This window comes from Halopseudomonas litoralis (assembly GCF_900105005.1).
In the GTDB taxonomy this organism is placed as follows: Bacteria; Pseudomonadota; Gammaproteobacteria; order Pseudomonadales; family Pseudomonadaceae; genus Halopseudomonas; species Halopseudomonas litoralis.
On the sequence record NZ_LT629748.1, the window covers coordinates 3,195,773 to 3,215,582 of the forward strand.

Genomic DNA, 19,810 nt, shown 5'->3' on the forward strand with positions numbered 1-19,810 from the left:
AGTTGCCATCAATGAATGACACGGACAAAACGCCATTTTTCCCTGGCTGGCTGTTTTTGCTTGCCATGCTGACGGCACTTTCCCCGCTGTCAGTCGATCTGTATCTACCCGCTTTTCCTTCCATCGGGCAAAGCCTTGGCGTCGAGTCGTCAGATGTGCAGATTACCCTGGCCATCTTTCTGCTGGGCATGTCGCTGGGACAACTTCTATACGGCCCTCTCAGTGACCGATACGGGCGCAAGCCCCCATTGTATGTCGGGCTCGCACTTTACATAGTCGCCTCCCTCGGTTGCATGCTGGCAAACGACCTGACAACGCTCACCGCTTCACGGTTTCTGCAGGCGCTGGGAGGCAGCGCTGGCGTGGTCATCTGTCGGGCCGTTATCCGCGACCGTACAACCACCGCACAGGCAGCCTGGGCGTTCTCCATGTTAATGCTGGCACTGGGACTGGCGCCAATTCTGGCGCCCATGCTGGGCGGCCTGCTGCTAATGGTAATAGGATGGCGGGGGATTTTCGCGGTACTCGCCGGCGCTGGCCTGGTTCTACTGCTGAGCATGCATTTCAGCATGCGTGAAACGCTCTCCCGGCACACATCCGAGCGCCTGGGCGTCAGCGGTACCTTTCGCCGTTACGGTAGCCTGCTAGGCAACGGCCAGTTCATGATGTATGTGCTGATCGGCGCCTTGCCCTTTGGCGGCATGTTCGCCTATATCGCCGGTTCCCCCTATGTGATCATCGAACTGTATGGTGTACCTGCAGAGCACTTCGGCTGGTTTTTCGGGATCAATGCATTCGGCATGATAGCCGGCTCGCAGTTCAACGCCCGCCTGGTCGCCCGCTTCGGTCCCGCCACTATGTTGAAGTATGTTATTCGCGTCCCGGTGGTAGCGGCGCTCACCGGGCTTGTCGCGACCTTGCTGGGCGTTGCTTCCCTACCCTTGCTCATGATCTGCTTTTTTGTCTACATGACCTCGATGGGCCTGCTCACCCCCAATGCGGTCGCCCTCGCCATGGCCAATGAAGGGCATCGTGCCGGCTCCGCTTCGGCCATCATGGGGTCCATCCAATTCCTTTTGGGTACCTGCGGGGCGGCGGCAGTGAGTATCTGGACCATGCCCAGCGCCGTTCCGTTGACCGGCGTCATGTTGTTGCTGTCGGGTGGCAGCCTGCTGATTCATCAGTTCGGTCATCGACGCGATATTCTCATTCGGCACGGCTCGGACATCGAACAACCTACCCAGCAATAGCTGCACCAGGCAAAATAAGATATCCAAAGGTGCTTATGAGTGAGTCAACGTTGCACGGCCTGCGTGTCGTCAGCCTGGGTTCAGGCATTGCGAGCGCTGCGGCGGGTTTGCACCTGTGCGAAGCAGGCGCCGAGGTGATTCTGGTCGAGCCGCCCGGCAATCCGGCTCGGAGACAGGAGGCGCTGTTCGCGGTGCTTAATCGGGGCAAGCGCAGTGTCACGCTGGATATCGATGTGCCGGACGGGCAGCAACAACTCGAACAGCTGCTGGCCGCCGCCGACGTATTCATTCACGAGTTCACCTCCAAACAGGCCGCGACCCTGACGCTTGGCGATGCACAGCTGGCGGAGCGCTTTCCTGGCTTGATCGTTTCAGCCATCACCGGCTGGCCAAAGAAGCATCCATTGGCCGAGGCAATGCCACGTGAAACTCTGGTGCTGGCGCGGCTGGGCCTGCTCGACGAACAGCCAGGCCACCGTGAAGGGCCGGTATTCGTACGCATGCCGTTTGCCAACTGGCTTGCAAGTTGGCTGTGTGTGGTTGGCGTAATGGCACGGTTGATCGCACGCGATCGGGATGGTCAGGGCGGCAGCGCGCATACCAGTCTGGCCCAGGCCGCGCTTGTTCCGATGACCATGCATTGGAGCCGCGCCGAAAAGCCGACACCCGCATTCGCCAAGGGGCTGGATAAACACATCCCCATCCCACTGCATCAGTGCGCGGATGGTCGCTGGATTCACGTGCATTACTCGCCGGATAAATCCCCTTGGATGGCAGACGCCATGGCTGAATTGGGCGAGGCGGAAGTTGCCCGGCTGAATGCACAGTGGCCACCCAGCCATGTGGCACCGAATTTCGGGGCTAACCGGGCCATTATTGCCACGCGATCCGCGCAGGAATGGGTCGAGCATTTCTGGCAGCATGATGTTTCCGCACAGATTGCCGCGCCGTTCGGTGACATCTATTTCGACGAGCAGGCGCGGCTAAATGGCTATGTCGTTGAAGTGGAGGACGCCACGCTCGGCAAGACGCTGCAGCCGGGGCCAGCCTGGAAGATCACACCACCGGCACGCATAGGTCGTTCCGCACCTCAACCTGGAGCAGACAACGGCATTGGCTTCGAGACCTCGCCAAAGCAGCGTCTGATTACGGATATGGCGCGCCAGGGCGATCCGTTGCCGCCCTTGCATGGCCTCAAGGTGCTCGATCTTGGCGCCTATCTGGCCGGGCCCTTCGCCTGCATGATGCTGGCCGATCTAGGTGCGGAGGTCATCAAGGTCGAAGCCCCAGCCGGCGATGCCATGCGTCGGCTGGAACGCATTTTCAGTGGCACTCAGCGCGGCAAGCTCGGCGTCGCGCTCAAACTTGGCGATGAGCTAAGTCAACCGGCGGTCGAGGCGCTGGTACGTTGGGCCGATGTGGTCCATCACAACATGCGCTTGCCGGCAGCGCGCAAGCTGCAGGTCGATTACGACTGCCTCAAGCTGATCAATCCGCAACTTCTCTACTGCCACGTCAGTGCTTATGGACCCACCGGGCCACGTGCGGATTGGCCCGGCTTCGACCAGCTGATGCAGGCCTCCTGCGGCTGGGAAGTAGAACAGGGCGGCGCCGGCCAACCGCCGATGTGGCTGCGTTTTGGCGTTGGTGATTTCTTTGCGGGGCTTTCTTCGCTATACGTTCTGCTATTGGGTCTTTACCAGCGGGCGCGGACCGGCGAAGGGCAAATGGTAAACGCGTCGCTGCTTGGCGCCACATTACTCACCATGAGCGAGGCGGTCGCCCGCGAGGATGGCAGCGTCACGCCAATAGCGCACCTGGATGCCACCCAGACCGGTCTGTGCGACACGCACCGGCTGTATTGTTGTAGTGACGGCTGGGTCGCCGTGGCGGCACTGGCGCCCGAAGAAGCGCAGCGTTTCCACGCGTTAGCCGGCGCTGATCCCGAGGTGCATTTCGCCGCGCAAACCCAGACCGAGGCGCTGTTATCGCTGAGCGCGCATGATGTGCCCGCCGAAGCCGTTCTCGAAGCGCAGCTTGACCCCTTTCTCGACAACCCTGACCACGCCGCGGCTGGCTTGCATACCCGTTATCAACATGCGGAGTACGGCGAGCTGCAACAGATTGGCGCGTTCTGGGATTTCGGTGATCTGCCGTTGTCGCTGGATCGTCCGCCACCGGCCCTCGGCCAGCACAGCCGCGAGGTGCTCGGCGGGCTTGGTATTGGCGATATTGAGCTGGACCGACTGGCTGCGGCCGGCGTTGTTCGGCTGTGAAGCCTGGTACGCACCCCATCGAACCTTGCTGGCGGGTGGCACCGCTGCCCGCTCCCTCTGGATCGACGCCGGAACCCCATGCAGTCAAACGGTTGCGCGTTGAGAAGCGAATAAAAACGAACAAGGAAAAACGCCATGAATGAATTGGATTTTAGCGGCAAGACGGTGCTGATAGTCGGCGGCTCCAGTGGCATCGGTAACGGCATCGCGCAGAGCTTTCGCCAGCGCGGCGCCGAGGTGCATGTCTGGGGAACCCGCCCGAGCGCACAGGATTACGCTGATTCGGTAGATTCGCGCCTCGAAGGACTGCACTACGCGCAAGTCGATGTCTCCGACGCTGACGTGATCGAGGCTGCGGTCGTGCCGTTCACTCGGCTCGATGTGTTGATTCAGGCGCAAGGTACGGTGCTCTACGATCGTCAGGAATTTCTCACTGAAGGCTTCAAGAAAGTATTGGATATAAACCTCACAAGCCTGATGGTCTGCGCGCAGAAGTTTTTCGAGCTGCTCAAGGAATCACGTGGCGCGATGATTACGGTCAGCTCGGCGGCAGCCTTCCATTCGACCCGCGGCAATCCGGCCTACAACGCCTCCAAGACCGGGGCCTTTGGCCTGACCCGCACGCTTGGTGAGGCCTGGGCGCGCGATGGCATCCGGGTCAATGGCATCGCTCCGGGCCTGGTGGAGACCAAGCTCACCCGCGTCACCACTGAAAATCCCAAACGCCTCGAAGGTGCGCTACGTGCAATTCCACTGGGCCGCCTCGGCACCCCACAGGACATGGCCAACGTTGCGCTATTCCTGGCTTCGCCGCTGGCTGGCTACATGCTGGGCCAGACCTTGTTGGTCGATGGCGGCATGCTGCTCGCTTGACGTCACTCATATTAGTAGGAGCAAGACATGAGCTGGGATTTCGAAACCGATCCGGACTTTCAAACCGAGCTGGACTGGATCGACCGCTTCGTTCGTGAGGAAGTCGAGCCGCTGGAGCATGTGCTGGGCAGCCCGTGGAACATTCATGATCCGCTATTCAAGCAGCTGGTGCGTCCACTACAGGCGCAGGTCCGGGCCCGCAAGCTCTGGGCGTGTCATCTGGGCCCTGAGTTGGGCGGGCCAGGTTATGGCCAGGTGCGCCTGGCGCTGATCAACGAAATTCTCGGCCGAGCACTGTTCGCGCCTATTGTCTTCGGCTGCCACGCGCCGGATTCGGGCAATGGCGAAATTCTCGCGCACTACGGTAGCGAAGAGCAGAAGCGCAAGTACCTCGAACCTTTGCTCGACAACGAGATAGTCTCCTGCTTCGCCATGACCGAGCCCCAAGGCGGCGCCGACCCCAGCGTGTTCACCACCGATGCCGTGCGCGACGGCAACGACTGGCTTATCAGCGGTGAGAAGTGGTTCGGCTCCAATGCACGATACGCGGCGTTTTTTATTGTCATGGCAGTGACCGACAAGAGCGTTTCGGTGCACAAGGGCACCACCATGTTTATCGTTCCGGCGAATGCGTCGGGCGTGAGCATCGTGCGCAACGTCGGTATAGCCGACGATCCGGAGGCCACGCACGCCTACCTGCGTTTCGACAAGGTGCGGGTCTCGTCCAGCGACCTGCTCGGCGAGCCCGGCGAAGCCTTCGTCGTCGCCCAGGTGCGACTCGGTGGTGGTCGCGTGCATCACGCCATGCGCGTTATCGGGCAAGCACAAAGAGCGCTTGATGCATTGTGCGAGCGCGCCCTGTCGCGCACCACCCAAGGCGGCCTGCTGGCCGAAAAGCAGATGGTGCAGGAAAAAATCGCCGACTCCTGGATCGAGCTGGAGCAGTTCCGGTTGCTGGTGATGCGCACCGCCTGGCGCATCGACAAGTACCAGGACTATTTGCGCGTGCGTAAAGACATCGCAGCAGTAAAGGCAGCCATGCCTAAGGTGCTGCATGACATTGCCGCCCGCGCGCTGCATGTGCATGGCTCGATCGGTGTGTCTGAGGAGATGCCATTCGCCGGGTACATTCTGCGTTCCTTCCAGATGGGCCTGGCGGACGGCCCGACTGAGGTACACAAGGTCACCGTGGCCAAACAAATACTACGGGACTATCAGCCAAGCGACAGTCTGTTTCCCAGCTACCACCGCCCGACTGCGGCAGCGCTGGCACGTGAGAAATATGCCGACGCGCTAGCGACACTGGAACAAAGCGGAGAGCAGCGGTGAGCAGTCAGGCTGAGTGGCGCGAGCTGGTCGATCTCGACCGTTTGGGCGCCTGGATGGATGAGCGGAATCTTGCGTCCGGACCGCTGGAAAATGCCGTGCGGCTCACCGGCGGCACGCAGAATCTGTTGCTGCGCTTTCGCCGGGGCGATCATGAATTTGTGCTGCGTCGGCCATCGGCGGAATTACAGGAAGTAGGTGGCAAGACCATCGCACGCGAAGCCCGCATGCTGAACGCGCTGGCGGGCAGCCGGGTGCCGCACGCCGCATTGATCGCGGCCTGCGATGACGAGGCCGTTCTGGGGGCGAAGTTCTATCTAATGGAACCGGTAGATGGCTTCAATCCCAATTCTCCAGCCGGTTTGCCGATGCCCCATGCCGGCGACCTCGACATGCGCCGGCGCATGGGACTGGCCATGGTCGACGCGCTGCTTTGCCTTCATGAGCTGGATTATCGAGCCATCGGTCTCGGCGGCTTCGGGCGGCCCGACGGCTTTCATCAACGGCAAGTGGCCCGCTGGCTGCACCAGCTTGAAAGCGTTGCCGGCTACGCCGGTTGGCCGGGCGCAGGCAGCCTTCCCGAGCTCGACCGGCTGGCACGCTGGCTGAATGATAACTGCCCGCAACAGTGCAGCCCAGGCATCCTGCACGGCGACTATCACCTGTCCAATGTAATGTTCAGTCGCAAGGGGCCGGAGCTTAGTGCGATCGTCGACTGGGAGCTGGCCACCATCGGCGACCCGCTACTGGATCTCGCCTGGTTGGTGGTGACATGGCCGGACGCCAGCGGCCACGGCGCCGGCACGATTGAGGTGCATCCGTGGGAGGGGTTTCCTGCAGCGGACGAGCTGGTGGCGCGCTACGTGGCCGGTAGCTCTCGCAGCTTCGAAGCCTTCACCTGGTATCTGGTGCTCGCGGCTTTCAAGCTTGGTATTTTTCTCGAAGTCAGCTACGCGCGGGCCTGCGCCGGCAAGGCGTCGATGGAACACGGTAGAAAACACCACGCCTCGGCGCTGCGGCTATTTGAGGGCGCGCTGTCGCGGATCGAATAACTCCACATTTCCTATCCAGCGGCGACAGACGCCGCTGCACTACATGAGGGCGGCTCCATGCAACTGGCAGACAAACGCATCATCGTGACAGGCGGCGCGCGCGGCATTGGCGCTGCTATCGTCGCGGCATACATCGCCGAGGGCGCCCATGTCATCAGTCTTGATGTCGACACCTCGCAAGACCCGGTGATGAGTGAGGGGGGCGGTTGGGCAAAAAGCCGGATCTGTGATATCTCCGATTCCGCGTCGGTGAACGAAGCGTTCGACTTCGCTATCGGTCAGTTGGGCGGGCTGGACGTGCTGGTCAATGCTGCCGGAATAGCGCCCAACGCCACTGCTGATGAAATCACCCTGGATGAGTGGGAACAAGTATTTGCGGTAAACACCCGCGGCACCTTTCTGACCAACCGCGCGGCGTTCAAGCGTATGAGACAAGGTGGCGGACGGATCATCAATTTCGCCTCGGCCGCTGGCGTCGGTGGTCAGCCAGGCAAGGCGCACTATGCCGCCAGCAAGGGCGCGGTCTTGGCATGGACACGCACCGTCGCACGTGAGTGGGGCCCGCACGGCATTACCGTTAACGCCATCGCCCCGGCGATATGGACTCCGATGTATGACGCCACCCGCGCCAGCATGAGCGAGACCCAGCTTAAGCAGCACGATGCATTCATGGCCAGTCTGATTCCGCTTGGAGGGCAGCTTGGCGATGCCTCCTGTGATCTGGCACCGGTGCTGATCTTTCTCGCAGGCGAAGGGTCACGTTTCATAACCGGCCAGACCCTGATGATTGACGGTGGAATGTTGATGCTGAGTTGAGATAGGGACCGGGCCGCTAGTTGCCACGGAGCGGCTTTGACGTTCAGGGTATGGTGTATATACGTCTCATAGCCCCTCTCCGGGGGGGTGTCATAAATTTTGTGTTTGGGCATAACATGTTGCAGCAGAGGATGCATGTATGCCGACCAAGAAGAAGCCGGGGCGTGAAACCCCGCGAGACCTACCAGCAATTCCCAAAGAGCTGATTGATCAGTTCGTCAATGGCCCGATGAGCGCTGAAGCCATTCAGGATGCCTCGATGGCGTTCAAGAAGGCGTTGATCGAGCGGGCCCTTGGTGCCGAGCTAGGGCATCACCTTGGCTACCCTGAAGGTGCTGAGCGCCCAGAGGGGGCGAGCAACCAGCGTAACGGCCGGAGCGGCAAGACAGTGCTCACCGATGATGGCCCGCTGCGTCTGGACATCCCCCGAGACCGCGACGGCAGCTTTGCCCCGATCCTGATTCCCAAGCATGAGCGCCGCTTTACCGGCTTTGACGACAAGATCATTGCCATGTATGCCCGAGGCATGACGGTTCGTGAAATCCGAGCCTTCCTGGCCGAGCAGTACGGAACCGATGTTTCTCATGACTTCATCAGTTCGGTTACCGATGCCGTATTGGAAGAGATTAGCGCTTGGCAGCAACGCCCCTTGGAGCCAATGTACCCGGTCATCTTTTTCGATGCCTTGAGGGTCAAAATTCGGGACGAGGGCCTGGTTCGCAATAAGGCCGTTTACCTAGCGCTTGGGGTGTTACCGGACGGTACACGGGATATTCTGGGCATCTGGATCGAAACGACGGAGGGCGCCAAATTCTGGATGAAGGTGTTCAACGATCTGAAGACCCGAGGCGTAGAAGATATATTGATCGCCGTGACTGACGGCCTGAAGGGCATACCTGAAGCCCTGAGTGCGGTGTTCCCGGATACCACCTTGCAGACCTGCATTGTACATCTGATCCGCAACAGCCTTGATTATGCAGGCTGGGACAAGCGCAGAGAGCTGGCCAAAGCTCTCAAGCCCATCTATCAGGCGCTCAACGCCGAGGTCGCAGCGCAGGCTTTGGACGCGTTTGAAGCTGGGCCATGGGGTAAGCAGTACCCGACGGTCACAGCAGCCTGGCGGCGTGCGTGGGATAGGGTCATTCCGTTCTTTGTGTTCCCGCCCGCCATACGAAAGGTGATCTATACGACCAATGCGATTGAAAGCATCAACGCTCAGTTGCGTAAGATCATTAAAACCCGGGGCCACTTCCCAACGGATGAGGCCGCGACGAAGTTGATCTGGTTGGCGCTACGTAATATCACTGCCAACTGGGGTAACGCGGCACATGACTGGAAAGCCGCTATGAATCAGTTCGCGATCCTATACGAAGATCGCTTCACCAGGCCGACCTGGTAAGTGAGGGCCTACCTGATGGCAGGCCATTAACGGCCCGAACACAAAAAATCTGACAGTCCCCTCTCCGGAGGGGTTTTGTTTTACTTGGAGTAAAACGATTCATTCAGCCTTCTTGGCGCATCAGCCACCGCCTCAAAAAACGCCCACGGCGCTCGCCACCTCCCGCCATGCCTGGCCTCCAACAACCATAGGCCACCGCCTGAATAACCCCATACTACTCTCCAACATAATTCTTTTATTAGAACCAGATTCTCTATCGTAGATTTATTCGACTTGCTCTGCTAGGTTCAATACATGTCCAAGGCGCGTACATATAGCGCTCGTCAATTTTAGTTTAAATAACAAAAACAAAAGGTTGCCTTCGATGGACCAGACGAAAGAGCCGTACACGGCCAGCTCACATTCCCGCGTTGTCATGTATCGATTGCCGGAAAGCTCAACGCTGGAAGTCATTCGTTTCTGTGAACAGCTCTTCCGTATCCTGCAGGGCGCTATAGCCAGCAACAAACAAACTCAGCCATCCAACAACAAATGAGTAATGCCATGCGACATTTTAAAAAAATTCCTGAACGAGGCGACTTTGGTTTTCAGCAACTGGTAGGTCCTCACAAGGTAACCGGACCAGCGATGGCCGGCGAACGAGGTTTCTTCGGGCTGCAATTGAGCAAGAGCGCTCCCTTTGGCTCAGTGCGCGACGAAGAGGGCAACATCTACTCCTTCGTGCGCTCCATCCTGGCGCCCAACGGCACGCCCAACCCGACAAAGTTCATCTATCAGTCCAACCACATAGATGGCAAGCACATACGTATGGATCAGGAGCGGATGGCCGCCCAGGCGTTAACCCCACGGCCCGTCCAGACACTCGAAGGCGATACCGTACGCTGGTCCAGCCAGCCGGACGAACCAGGCAATGCCTGGGAAATCACCGCATCCAGCGAACGCTTGACTTGGAAGGAAGATGGGTTGTTTGAACTCGAAGGCAAGCTGATCGGCTCTGGCATGCAATGGTATATCCCGGGTGTAGAGTGGGGCACTTTCTATGTTTCCCAATTATGGGATCTCAAAGGGACATGCGAAGGGCGGCCGGTTAAAGGCGCGATGGCACTGGATCAGATGTACATGGCCGAAGGCGGTGCTATTCATTTCAAGAAAGACCTCGTTGTAAACAATAACATGCACGTTATCTGGTGGACATTCGTAACTATGTACAAGGATGGTACCTGGGATGCCGGATCCTTTATGGTCGGACACGAGAACCTGGGTTACGCCATTCTGATGAACGAGAAAGGTGAGATACGCACCACCACGGACATCGAAGGAACAGCGGTTCACAAGGATGGAAGCTACTTCCTGGAATCGGCCCGCATCGTTCTCGAAGGCGAGGAGGAATGGGAATTCCTGCCTGACCCCAAGGGCGAAATGATCGATTTCGTAGGCGGCTTCCCGATCACAGCGCAGCAGGAAGGACGCTGGCGCCGCGTGGGCGACACCCGCGAGCCTGATCGCTGGTTGGCCTGGGGCGAATCGGATCGTCGTAACGGCTCCGCACGCAACGTGAGAGGTGCGGATCTATAACTCGGCAAATGGCCCACCGGCATCTATTCCTGACGGACATGACCCGGTGGCGCCGACGGCGTATCTCACTATCGAGCGGACTCAGACAGCCCGCTCGAACACCCAGGTCTGGGACCTGACATGGCAGAGTCGGAAACCTTGGCCCATTATCGTGTTGACCACGCTGACGGTGGCCTCATCGCCTATATCCGGTGTATGCAACTCGACCATGATCAGCCGTAAATCATCGGGCAGCTTTTCGGGCAACAGCCCTACTTCCGCGCCTTCGATATCCAGCACCAGCACGCTGGGACAGATGCTGGCCAGTAGATCTGAAATCCTTGCGACTGCTGTCTGAACCGGCTCTCCCGAACCATGATCCAGCACCGAACTCCACCAGTATTCATCCTGCACGCGAAGCGTCAGCGTATCGCCTGAATAGTCGTCGGCCACCACGGCTGCCGCAATCAACTGACATTCCTGGCCGTTAAGCTGGACGTTCCGTCGGATGATTCCATGCATCACTTCGTTGGGCTCAACGATGGTGACCGGATTACCCGAACACCGAGCCGCCAGCGAACCGGTTATGCCCGCGCCCCCGCCGCACTCCAGCACCTTGTCCCCCGGTCTGATCATTTTCTCGATTAGCTCGAGGTCCGCTTCTTCGTAATCTCCCAGGGCAAAATAGTAGGCCATGCGCGGGCTGAAACCTCTGGCCACCAGCATCTTCAAAGGGTGCAGCGGGTGGTCCAGCACCACAGGCTCCGGCAAGCTGTCGAGCCATTCTCGGATTTGTTCGATTTGCTCCAGATCGTCCGGCTGATCGTGCGGCCAGACGCTCAGGCCCCGCTGTGAGACGATCTGTCGACGCTCTTGTATGCGCCAGCTCTCCACGAGTTGTTTGATCATAAGGAATATCCTGGATGGAATTGCTCGGCCGGGAGGGTATCGGCTCGAGCAGGTACGCTAACGCCAGATAATAACAGAGCTGAGCTGAGCCGCACTTGCACGCAGGCGTCGTGCATCGTGCGTCGTGCGTCGTGCGTCGTGCGTCGTGCGTCAACATGCGCCAGATACCAAAAAACCGCAGCGTTACCTGCGGTTTCTTGAGGCTCAGGCTGGTCTCCCCATCATTGCTTGATGAAGTAACGTACCAGCGTCTTGCCCTGCTCGAACTTATACTGCTCAATGGTCTCGATAACACCGCTACCGTCGCGCATGACATTCTTGTGGTGACAAGCGGCTTCATTGGCAGCAATGATCGACAGCTCGACCTCCACGCTGAACTTGCTGTTCTGCTGATCCCACATGCCTTCCAGCACCGCGAAACCTTCCATCACGGGTCGGCCCAGATATTCGATATCCAGCCCATTGGGGGAAACGTTCCGGTAGTGTTCAAAAAAGCCGTCCCGGTCACCGGCGTTCCAGCATTCCAGTTGGCCATGCAAAAATTTCTCGATCTCTTTGCTATCGATATCGCTCATTTATTTTCACCTTGCAGACTAGTCCATCGTGACTTGGCTTGTGCCGCGCTTCAATCCCAGATCGCATGAACGGTCTTCGCGCCACGCAGCTGCGCCCCGGCAATCTTCGGCGCAGGCATGTCCGGATCCAGCCGAATGTTGGGGAACAGATCGAGAATGCCGTTGATAGCGCTGTTCAACTCTACCTTGGCAACGAACTGGCCAATGCACATGTGCGGGCCAAATCCGAATCCCAGCGCGGGACGCGCCTTACGATCCAGGTCGAAGGCGTCCGGATTGTCGAAGGCCTCGTCATCCCGGTTGGCGGAAATGACCATGCACTGGACCATTGAGCCTTTGGGCACCATAACGCCGCCAATCTCGACGTCTTTGGAGGCCTGACGAACCTTGAAGGTTGCGACCGGCTCGTAACGCACGGTTTCATCGATCAGCTTGCCGATCAGGCTGCGATCATTGCGGACTCTTTCCAGCAGCTCGGGACGCTCCAGCAGCAGCGTCATCACCGAACTGAACGTTCGGGTAGTGGTTTCTCCCGCGGCGGGCAACAACGAGCGAACGAAGGTGGTCACCTCATGGTCGTCCAGTGCCCGACCCTCATATTCCGCATTGATCAGGCGGCTGATCAGATCATTACCTTGAGTATCCTCGGCACGCTTGCGGACGACGATCTCTTTGATCGCATCGTAAAGGCTTTTCACCGCCTGGCCGGCCAGAGGACCATAGATTTTGGCCTTTTCCGGATCGATCTGGTTAGCCGCCACCAACGCCAGCGCCCAGCTGGCGTACTTCTTGAATTTTTCCGGATCGTCGGCCGGAAAACCCATCAGTGCATACATGGCGCGAATCGGAAAGTAGAGGCCGAAATCCATCAGATTGGCTTTCTTGTCTGCCACCATGGGCAGCAAGAACTCTTCCCGGATGACCCGATCAATCTCGGGTCGCCATTCATTTACGGTTTGCGGCATGAACACCGGCTGCAGCAGTGCGCGAGTACGGCGGTGCTGCTCGCCATCCATCGCCAGGATGATCAAGCCGTCGAAAAAGGCACCCAGTCCTTCGGCGATGAAACCGCTGGTGAAGGTGTCGGCATCGCGCAGTACCGTCATCACGTCCTTGTATTTGAATAGCGTTACCGCACACTTGGCCGCCTTGGCGCCGGCATTGGTCGGCACCTTGAGGTAGGTGTCGACAAAGTCGCCCTGCATCACCGGTTCGTTGTGGCGCTTGTCCCGGCATAGGCCATGGATATCGACGTCCGAACCAAGATAGGTGTCCGAGACCGCGTGGTAGGCGGCTTCGATATCAAGTTCCTGAGCTGCGAGTGACATAGATTGTCTCCTGGTAAGAGTGAGTTTCTTGTTATGGACCGCTAGGGGTTCTTCGCCAGATAACTGGCCACGCGCTTGGCTGCCAGCCGGCCGGCCATACCGTTCACGCCGCCACCGGGGTGGATGCCGGCACTGCCTAGATACAGTCCCGCCACCGGCAGAGTGTCGCCACCCAGTCCGTGAGCCGGGCGCATAGTGCTGGAGCGCATGGAAGTGGTGTCAATATGTACGACACAGCCATTCACTGTGTTCAAACGGGCGGTAAAGTCGGGTGCGGCTTCGATCCGCCGTCCTATGACATGTCCCTTGATACCCTCTACATAGGCCGAGAGCTGATCGATTATCTGATCCGCGACGGCTTCCCTGATGTTGTCCCACCCTTCCTTCGGATTGACCGGCATGACCGGAGGATAGATATAAATTACGTCCTGGCCGACCGGAGCCTGGGAAGGGTCTGCCGCGCTGGGAACTGCCAGAGTGATGTACGGGAGAGTCGGCACTTCGCCCCGAGCGCAGGCCGTAAAGTTTTCCAGCACGGCTTCTTCGGTGCCGATCAGCAGGCAGGTCTTGCGCAGATCGATGCCGTCGCTCCGGGCTGCTTCGAAGCGCGGGACGGAAATCTGACTGTCCAGCGCCACATCCACCTTGAGCGGTCCGGAGCCCTTGGCATTAGCCGGCGCCATGGCGATACGAGTAAGCAGATGCTTTGGCATCTCGCCAGCCGTCACCATCTCCAACGCCACCTTGGGATGGCAGCCGGCGATCACCGAGCGGGCCATGAATTCGCGTCCATCGGCCAGCTTGACACCCTTCACCATGCCCTGGCTGGAGACGATTTCTGTCACGGTTGCAGAGGTGATGACCTGCCCGCCCAGTTCCTCAAGCCTGGCGCGCATGGCATTGCTCAGTTGCTGCATGCCACCGAGCACACGACCCACACCAAAGCGGTGAAGAAAGCCCAGCAAGGCATAGTAGATGCCGCCACCATCAGCGGTAATATCACCGGCCAGGCCGGTCAAGGCGCACATCGCAGAAATGGTTACAGGATGTTCAAAGCGTTCACGCGCAGCCTGGTGAGCGGAGCCTGTCATCAAGGCCATCAATTCAGGCTTGAGTTTGCGGTTTTTCAGGGCGCTGCTCACAACTTTCAGCTTGGCACTCAGGTTCAGCTTGGCTGGATCAACACGCATCATCGGGAGTGCAATTTCGAGAAACATGTCGATAACGTTCATGAACTCCAGAAACGCCTCGGCATCTTTCTCACTGTAGCGCCTGATCTCCGCAGCGGTCTTCAGGCGGTCTCGCCAGAACACCAGGGAACTCCCATCCGGGTGGAGGTACACGTACCCTGGCGCCAGTTCGATCGCCTTGAATCCGTGGCGCTCAAGGTCCAGTTCCTGGGGGACCTGGGAGTGAACACGCATTGACATCATGTCCAAAGCGCAAGGGTGTACAAGATGCTCGGGCGCTTCAGGGATTAGATATCCCGACGATGCCATGCCACCCACTTTATCGAGCGCCTCAAGCACCAGGGTTTTTTTCCCTTCGAGGCCGAGGTAGCAGCCCGCCGACAGCCCGTTGGTGCCCCCACCAACAATAATCACATCAAAATCAATCTTGTTGTTATTCATGGTTGTATCCCTTTCAAACCTCTGCGCTGGGTCATGGCATGGCCACATACCTGAGAATGATGAGCACCCTATAACAAGGTCGGATCAGGCGCTGCGCAACCGTTTTACTCTGAGTAAAACGATTAGCGCTGCACAGGATCCCCACCAAAGTGCCTTTACCATAGCACCTGCAATTCTTATTGCAGAATTTTAATCTGCATATGGAATTAAAAAAAGATCTCTGATAGGGTCTGCTCAGGCATTGCTAACAGTCCGAACGATCTATCCGATGTTCTTCGGGCTGCGCAACAGGCAATCGGCCGGTAGAAAATAAAAATAAAAGGACAGAACAATGAGAACAGATCTGGATCATTCCGGACGGTCATCATGGTCAGTGCATTTTTCAGCGCTTTTTCAAGCGCTGATGGATCAATGTACCCCGCGCTTTCCCCACACTCTCTTAAATCAGACATTTCCCCTCTGCAGTGGTAGCGGAGCTATGGGTCCTTCGATCGCTGTCGGCGATTGGCTTGGATCCAGCAACACTCCCTCTAACAACATCAATAACGGAGAACTTTCATGAAACTGAAGATCGCTATCGGCCTCTTACTGAGCGGGATATCTGCTACCTCCTTCGCGGCCGTCAGCCCTGAAGAAGCACAAAAACTCGGACAAAGTCTGACAGCTGTCGGGGCAATCCAGGCAGGCAACGCCGACGGAAGCATTCCTGCTTATGAAGGCGGACTTCGCACCGCACCTGAAGGCTTCGAGCCAGGCAGCGGTTTCTGGGTGGATCCGTTCAAGAACGAAGAACCCGTGTATCGCATTACCTCAGCCAACATGGCTGAGTATGCTGATCTGCTGAGTGCCGGGCAGAAGGAAGTACTGCAACGCAATCCCGAATATTACATGGACATCTATCCCTCCCACCGGACAGCGGCCTATCCGAAGGAAGTGATGGACGCGAGCATCCGTAACGCCACCACTTGCGACACCTATAAGGAAGGCTTGGCGCTCGAAACCGATTGCCGTGGCGGGATCCCCTTCCCCATCGCGAAGACCGGCAACGAGATGATGTGGAACCTGTTGGTGCGATACAACGACGGTAAATACGGTACTACCACCTCTGCTTCCAATACCTGGGTGGTAGACCGCAACGGCACCGTTACGCGTACAGCCACCCAATCTACCTTCGTCGAGCGGCCTTATTATCAGATCGACGTTCCCGGTCGCGATCCGGAATTGTTCTACCGCGTTTATTCCCTGACCAAGGCGCCTGCGCGCAAGGCCGGCGAACTGACCGGCCTGATGGACTTCCTTGACCCTACCGAGCAGCCGCGTCGTGCGTGGAGCTATACGCCAGGTCAGCGCCGCGTGAAGTTGGCCCCCGAGTTCAACTACGACACCCCAGTAGGCAGCATGGGTGGTCTGGAACTGTTCGACGAGCTCTTCATGTTCTCCGGCGTGCAGGACCGGTTTGATTTCAAACTGGTTGGCAGAAAGGAGATGCTGATTCCTTACAACGCCTACAAGTTCTACTTCAACTGCGATGATCAATTCAAGACCTCACATGCCAATCCGGAATGCGAGCGCTGGGAGAAGCATCGCGTCTGGGAAGTTGAAGCAACGCTCAAGCCGGGCATGCGCCACGTTTACAGCAAGCGTACCTACTACCTGGATGAAGATACCTTTGGAGCCGGCTTGTATGACGCATGGGATCAGAACGGCGAACTATACCGCTCCATGATGATGGGCGGTGTGCAGTTCTATGATCACGACATTCCCTACATCGTCAAACACACCATTTTCGACTTCAATAAGGGCATGTACGGCATCATCAACGACGGCATGGACGGCGGTTATCGTGTGCTGACCGAAGCCAGAAGCGAGCGAGAGCTGAATCCGGAAGCGATCGTATCCCGTGAATCACAGCGCTAATTGAACGACCCGAGAGCCCTTCAGTTGCATTCGCAGCTGAAGGGCTTTTTCTTTGCTAAAAGGAATCGACCCATGCGGCAAATCAAACTGACGTGGAATGTCAGCCATCTCACGCCCTATTCCGTACCCGTTACCCTGTCGGGTTCATTGTTCGCCCCAGATCAAGCAATAGCGACCGAGCGCCCGGTTGACCTGCTGGTGTGCCTGCATGGCGGCAGCTGCTGCGGTGAGTACTACCATCCGAGCTATCTGGACCCCTCCTACAGTTTCGCCAGATTCATGACCGAACGCGGCTATCTGGTTCTGGCCCTGGACACCCTCGGAATGGGTAACAGCAGCAAGCCCGAACCCGAAAAACAACTGACGTTGGAGATGATTGCCGCTGCCAGCAACTTCGCTGCACGGCAAGCCGTTGGTGCATTGCAGGACGGCGAATGGCTGCAACTGCCGCCGCACAGCAAGCTGCGTGTGTCCGGCCTGGGTCACTCGATGGGCGGGATGCTCTCGGTTTATCAACAGGGTCGTTTTAAAAGTTTTGAGCGACTGATCGTTGCGGGATGGAGCAACCTGCCCCTTGAGCTTGGCGACACTGACGCAGCCAGCGTCCAGGCGAGCCTTTCCGATGGTGGCTACATTCCGACTGATCGGCAGACAATGCGTGGATTCTTTCACCTGTCTGATGTACCGGAGGATTTGATAGCGCGCGACGACCAGCACGCTGGTCTCACGCCCGTGACACTCGCTCTGGCGGCGCTTACCCCAGGTGCGGTGGAGAACGAAGCTGGTGCCATCGAGTGCCCGGTGCTGCTGCTTTACGGCGAAGTGGATGTCAGCCCTGACCCGCAACGCGAAGCCTCATTTTATCCCCATGCCAGTGACAGAACGGTCACCCTCATCGGACATGCGGCCCATATGCATAACATGGCTTCCTCACGATTGCAGGTATGGCAGGCAATGGATACCTGGCTGCAGGCGCACTGAGCCGCCGACTATTTTAAGGCCCGGCCGGATTGGTCCGGATTGGCTTTGTCCGGCCGGCCAAGCAGGCGAACGGATTCTCCACAACAGGCAATGCCAACGCCCATCGCTGCGCGAAGCAGTTAATCGATAGGTCCAGGCAGTTCAGCGATAGGCATTGGCGTTGTTCCCTCCACCCCTGTCGCGTTTACTGACAAGGGTCAGATTATAAAAACAAGATCAACGGAGAAGCTTAATGTTCAAGCCAGAGTTGTCATCGCTCAGCAAGGCTGTAGGACTCTCAGTCTCGCTTGTCTGTATCAGTAAGATCCAGGCAGCAGAATTCGATACCGGTAATCCTGACTTGATCGGCCGCTGGGACAACACCATTCGCTACAACCTGGGCGTCCGCGCCGAGGGTCGCGATAACGCGCTCGGCAACAACGCCACCTACGACGAATCGAACTACAAGTTTGATCGCGGCGATGTGGTGACCAATCGTCTGGATGTGATGAGCGAATTCGAGCTGGCCTATAAAAGCGACCATGGCCTGCGCATCAGCGGTGCGGCCTGGTACGATCAGGCCTACGCCGATACCGACGTCGAGACCAATCCGGGCAACGTTTATTATCCTGGTGCGCCTGCCGGTCCGGGCACCACCAGTTATTTCGACGACCGATATTCCTCCCACACCCAGCGCTACCACCGAGGCTTGAGCGGTGAACTCCTCGACGCCTTTGTATTTACCCGGTTCTACGTAGGCGACGCGCCTGTCAGCGTCCGCGCTGGACGGCACACCCTCTACTGGGGCAATGGACTGTTGATTCCCGGGCATGCGGTGTCCTACGCGCAGGCTCCTCTGGATGGCCGCAAAGCCCAGGCAAACCCCGGCACCGAAACCCGCGAGATATTCTTGCCTCTGGCACAACTGTCCGGCCAGGCCCAGGTAACTGACCGGCTCTCCCTCGCGGCACAATACTTCCTGGAATGGGATTCAACACGTGCACCTGAAGGGGGAACCTATCTGGCGTCCGCCGATGTCGCCCTTGCAGGCCCGGATCGCCTACCCGTTGCGCCCGGCTTTGCCTTTCCCATAGAAGACCCGCTCGAACCTGACAACCGCGGCAACTGGGGCGTCATGGCGCGTTACAGCCTCGATTTCATGCAGTCGGATATCAGCGCGTTCTACCGAGAGTTTGATGACTACACCCCTTGGGGTCTACAAACCGGGCCCGGCTCTGCTCGCTATGTCTACCCCGAAGACATAAAGCTCTACGGCTTGAGCTGGTCAGCCGGTCCGGTACTCGGAGGTGCCTCGGTGGGCGTTGACCTGTCGTATCGCGAAAACGCTTCGCTGATTTCCAGTCGGATCGATCTGGCAGACAACCAAGGCGCGCGAGGCGACACCTGGCACATGGTCGCCAATGCGCTCTGGCTGCTGCCTCCCACACCACTATGGGACACCGGTTCTCTGATTACCGAGGTCGCGTACAGCCATCTGGACAAGGTAACCGAGAACGCCGATCAGTTCCGCGGCGAAGGCTATGGCGGTTGTGTGGACGAGGATAAGGACTGGGGTTGCGCTACCCGCAACTACGCCGGGCTGGCGATCAACTTCACGCCTCAGTGGTTAGGTGTTCTGCCCGGCTGGAATATCTCCGCGCCAATGAGCCTCAACTATGGCATTTCCGGCAATGCTGCCACTGGCGGTGGCAACGAAGGCGATTACAACTTCAAGGTAGGCATCAAGGGTCTGCTCGACGAGCGCTACGAGATCAGCCTGTCCTACATCGGCTACGGCTCTGACACCATCACCCGTAACGTTCCAGGCGTTGGGAACACCGTAATAGGAGGTAACGGCAGCATCGGTCTCTCCGATCGCGACTGGATATCGTTAACCCTGGGCACTGCTTTCTAGGCCGACAACCCGCCAGTCAATAACAATAA

15 protein-coding genes are annotated in these 19,810 nt (G+C 58.3%); 11 read left to right on the plus strand and 4 right to left on the minus strand.

Going from position 1 to position 19,810, the window contains the following annotated elements; translation table 11 throughout:
• Window positions 1-11 precede the first annotated feature (11 nt).
• The 8 genes from BLU11_RS15300 to BLU11_RS15335 all read left to right on the plus strand — a co-directional run bounded on the left by BLU11_RS15300 (window position 12) and on the right by BLU11_RS15335 (window position 10,567).
• Window positions 12-1,250: a multidrug effflux MFS transporter gene (locus BLU11_RS15300; protein ID WP_090274848.1), complete on the plus strand. Its 1,239-nt coding sequence runs from the start codon at window positions 12-14 to the stop codon at window positions 1,248-1,250.
• Between the two features lie 35 nt (window positions 1,251-1,285).
• Window positions 1,286-3,526 (plus strand): CoA transferase, encoded by a 2,241-nt coding sequence (locus BLU11_RS15305; RefSeq protein ID WP_090274851.1) that lies wholly within the window; start codon window positions 1,286-1,288, stop codon window positions 3,524-3,526.
• Window positions 3,527-3,661: 135 nt separating this feature from the next.
• A complete protein-coding gene (locus tag BLU11_RS15310) occupies window positions 3,662-4,399 on the plus strand; it encodes an SDR family NAD(P)-dependent oxidoreductase (protein ID WP_090274853.1) in 738 nt (245 codons plus the stop codon).
• Window positions 4,400-4,426: 27 nt separating this feature from the next.
• Window positions 4,427-5,728, plus strand: a complete 1,302-nt coding sequence (locus BLU11_RS15315) for an acyl-CoA dehydrogenase family protein (protein WP_090274855.1) — start codon at window positions 4,427-4,429, stop codon at window positions 5,726-5,728.
• Entirely contained in the window at window positions 5,725-6,777 is a 1,053-nt protein-coding gene (locus BLU11_RS15320; protein WP_231702216.1) for a phosphotransferase family protein, read from the plus strand. The genes BLU11_RS15315 and BLU11_RS15320 overlap by 4 nt, the downstream gene beginning before the upstream one ends.
• A gap of 57 nt (window positions 6,778-6,834) precedes the next feature.
• Complete coding sequence (locus tag BLU11_RS15325) at window positions 6,835-7,593, plus strand: SDR family NAD(P)-dependent oxidoreductase (protein ID WP_090274857.1); 759 nt, start codon at window positions 6,835-6,837, stop codon at window positions 7,591-7,593.
• Between the two features lie 139 nt (window positions 7,594-7,732).
• Window positions 7,733-8,992, plus strand: a complete 1,260-nt coding sequence (locus BLU11_RS15330; protein ID WP_090271862.1) for an IS256 family transposase — start codon at window positions 7,733-7,735, stop codon at window positions 8,990-8,992.
• Between the two features lie 543 nt (window positions 8,993-9,535).
• Entirely contained in the window at window positions 9,536-10,567 is a 1,032-nt protein-coding gene (locus BLU11_RS15335; RefSeq protein WP_090274858.1) for a hypothetical protein, read from the plus strand.
• 81 nt (window positions 10,568-10,648) lie between these two features.
• Here the strand turns inward: BLU11_RS15335 and BLU11_RS15340 are convergent, their stop codons facing one another.
• The 4 genes from BLU11_RS15340 to BLU11_RS15355 form a co-directional block, all read right to left on the minus strand.
• Entirely contained in the window at window positions 10,649-11,455 is an 807-nt protein-coding gene (locus BLU11_RS15340) for an FkbM family methyltransferase (RefSeq protein WP_090274860.1), read from the minus strand.
• A 221-nt stretch (window positions 11,456-11,676) separates the two neighbouring features.
• Entirely contained in the window at window positions 11,677-12,030 is a 354-nt protein-coding gene (locus BLU11_RS15345) for a hypothetical protein (protein ID WP_090274863.1), read from the minus strand.
• 50 nt (window positions 12,031-12,080) lie between these two features.
• The gene (locus tag BLU11_RS15350) at window positions 12,081-13,358 is read right to left on the minus strand and encodes a cytochrome P450 (RefSeq protein ID WP_090274865.1); all 1,278 of its coding nucleotides are present in this window, start codon (window positions 13,356-13,358) and stop codon (window positions 12,081-12,083) included.
• Window positions 13,359-13,399: 41 nt separating this feature from the next.
• Window positions 13,400-14,989: a phytoene desaturase family protein gene (locus tag BLU11_RS15355; RefSeq protein WP_090274867.1), complete on the minus strand. Its 1,590-nt coding sequence runs from the start codon at window positions 14,987-14,989 to the stop codon at window positions 13,400-13,402.
• 558 nt (window positions 14,990-15,547) lie between these two features.
• Here BLU11_RS15355 and BLU11_RS15360 point away from each other — a divergent pair.
• The 3 genes from BLU11_RS15360 to BLU11_RS15370 all read left to right on the plus strand — a co-directional run bounded on the left by BLU11_RS15360 (window position 15,548) and on the right by BLU11_RS15370 (window position 19,781).
• Window positions 15,548-16,906, plus strand: a complete 1,359-nt coding sequence (locus tag BLU11_RS15360) for a DUF1329 domain-containing protein (protein ID WP_090274869.1) — start codon at window positions 15,548-15,550, stop codon at window positions 16,904-16,906.
• Between the two features lie 72 nt (window positions 16,907-16,978).
• A complete protein-coding gene (locus BLU11_RS15365; protein WP_090274871.1) occupies window positions 16,979-17,887 on the plus strand; it encodes an alpha/beta hydrolase in 909 nt (302 codons plus the stop codon).
• A gap of 232 nt (window positions 17,888-18,119) precedes the next feature.
• Entirely contained in the window at window positions 18,120-19,781 is a 1,662-nt protein-coding gene (locus BLU11_RS15370) for a DUF1302 domain-containing protein (RefSeq protein ID WP_090274873.1), read from the plus strand.
• The last annotated feature ends 29 nt before the right edge of the window (window positions 19,782-19,810 follow it).

What these genes read in the sequence shown, in the direction of transcription:
- BLU11_RS15300 (WP_090274848.1), top strand. Translation starts at nt 12, where the DNA reads ATGAATGACACGGACAAAACGCCATTTTTCCCTGGCTGGCTGTTTTTG.
- BLU11_RS15305 (WP_090274851.1), top strand. Translation starts at nt 1,286, where the DNA reads ATGAGTGAGTCAACGTTGCACGGCCTGCGTGTCGTCAGCCTGGGTTCA.
- BLU11_RS15310 (WP_090274853.1), top strand. Translation starts at nt 3,662, where the DNA reads ATGAATGAATTGGATTTTAGCGGCAAGACGGTGCTGATAGTCGGCGGC.
- BLU11_RS15315 (WP_090274855.1), top strand. Translation starts at nt 4,427, where the DNA reads ATGAGCTGGGATTTCGAAACCGATCCGGACTTTCAAACCGAGCTGGAC.
- BLU11_RS15325 (WP_090274857.1), top strand. Translation starts at nt 6,835, where the DNA reads ATGCAACTGGCAGACAAACGCATCATCGTGACAGGCGGCGCGCGCGGC.
- BLU11_RS15330 (WP_090271862.1), top strand. Translation starts at nt 7,733, where the DNA reads ATGCCGACCAAGAAGAAGCCGGGGCGTGAAACCCCGCGAGACCTACCA.
- BLU11_RS15335 (WP_090274858.1), top strand. Translation starts at nt 9,536, where the DNA reads ATGCGACATTTTAAAAAAATTCCTGAACGAGGCGACTTTGGTTTTCAG.
- BLU11_RS15340 (WP_090274860.1), bottom strand. Translation starts at nt 11,455, where the DNA reads ATGATCAAACAACTCGTGGAGAGCTGGCGCATACAAGAGCGTCGACAG.
- BLU11_RS15345 (WP_090274863.1), bottom strand. Translation starts at nt 12,030, where the DNA reads ATGAGCGATATCGATAGCAAAGAGATCGAGAAATTTTTGCATGGCCAA.
- BLU11_RS15350 (WP_090274865.1), bottom strand. Translation starts at nt 13,358, where the DNA reads ATGTCACTCGCAGCTCAGGAACTTGATATCGAAGCCGCCTACCACGCG.
- BLU11_RS15355 (WP_090274867.1), bottom strand. Translation starts at nt 14,989, where the DNA reads ATGAATAACAACAAGATTGATTTTGATGTGATTATTGTTGGTGGGGGC.
- BLU11_RS15360 (WP_090274869.1), top strand. Translation starts at nt 15,548, where the DNA reads ATGAAACTGAAGATCGCTATCGGCCTCTTACTGAGCGGGATATCTGCT.
- BLU11_RS15365 (WP_090274871.1), top strand. Translation starts at nt 16,979, where the DNA reads ATGCGGCAAATCAAACTGACGTGGAATGTCAGCCATCTCACGCCCTAT.
- BLU11_RS15370 (WP_090274873.1), top strand. Translation starts at nt 18,120, where the DNA reads ATGTTCAAGCCAGAGTTGTCATCGCTCAGCAAGGCTGTAGGACTCTCA.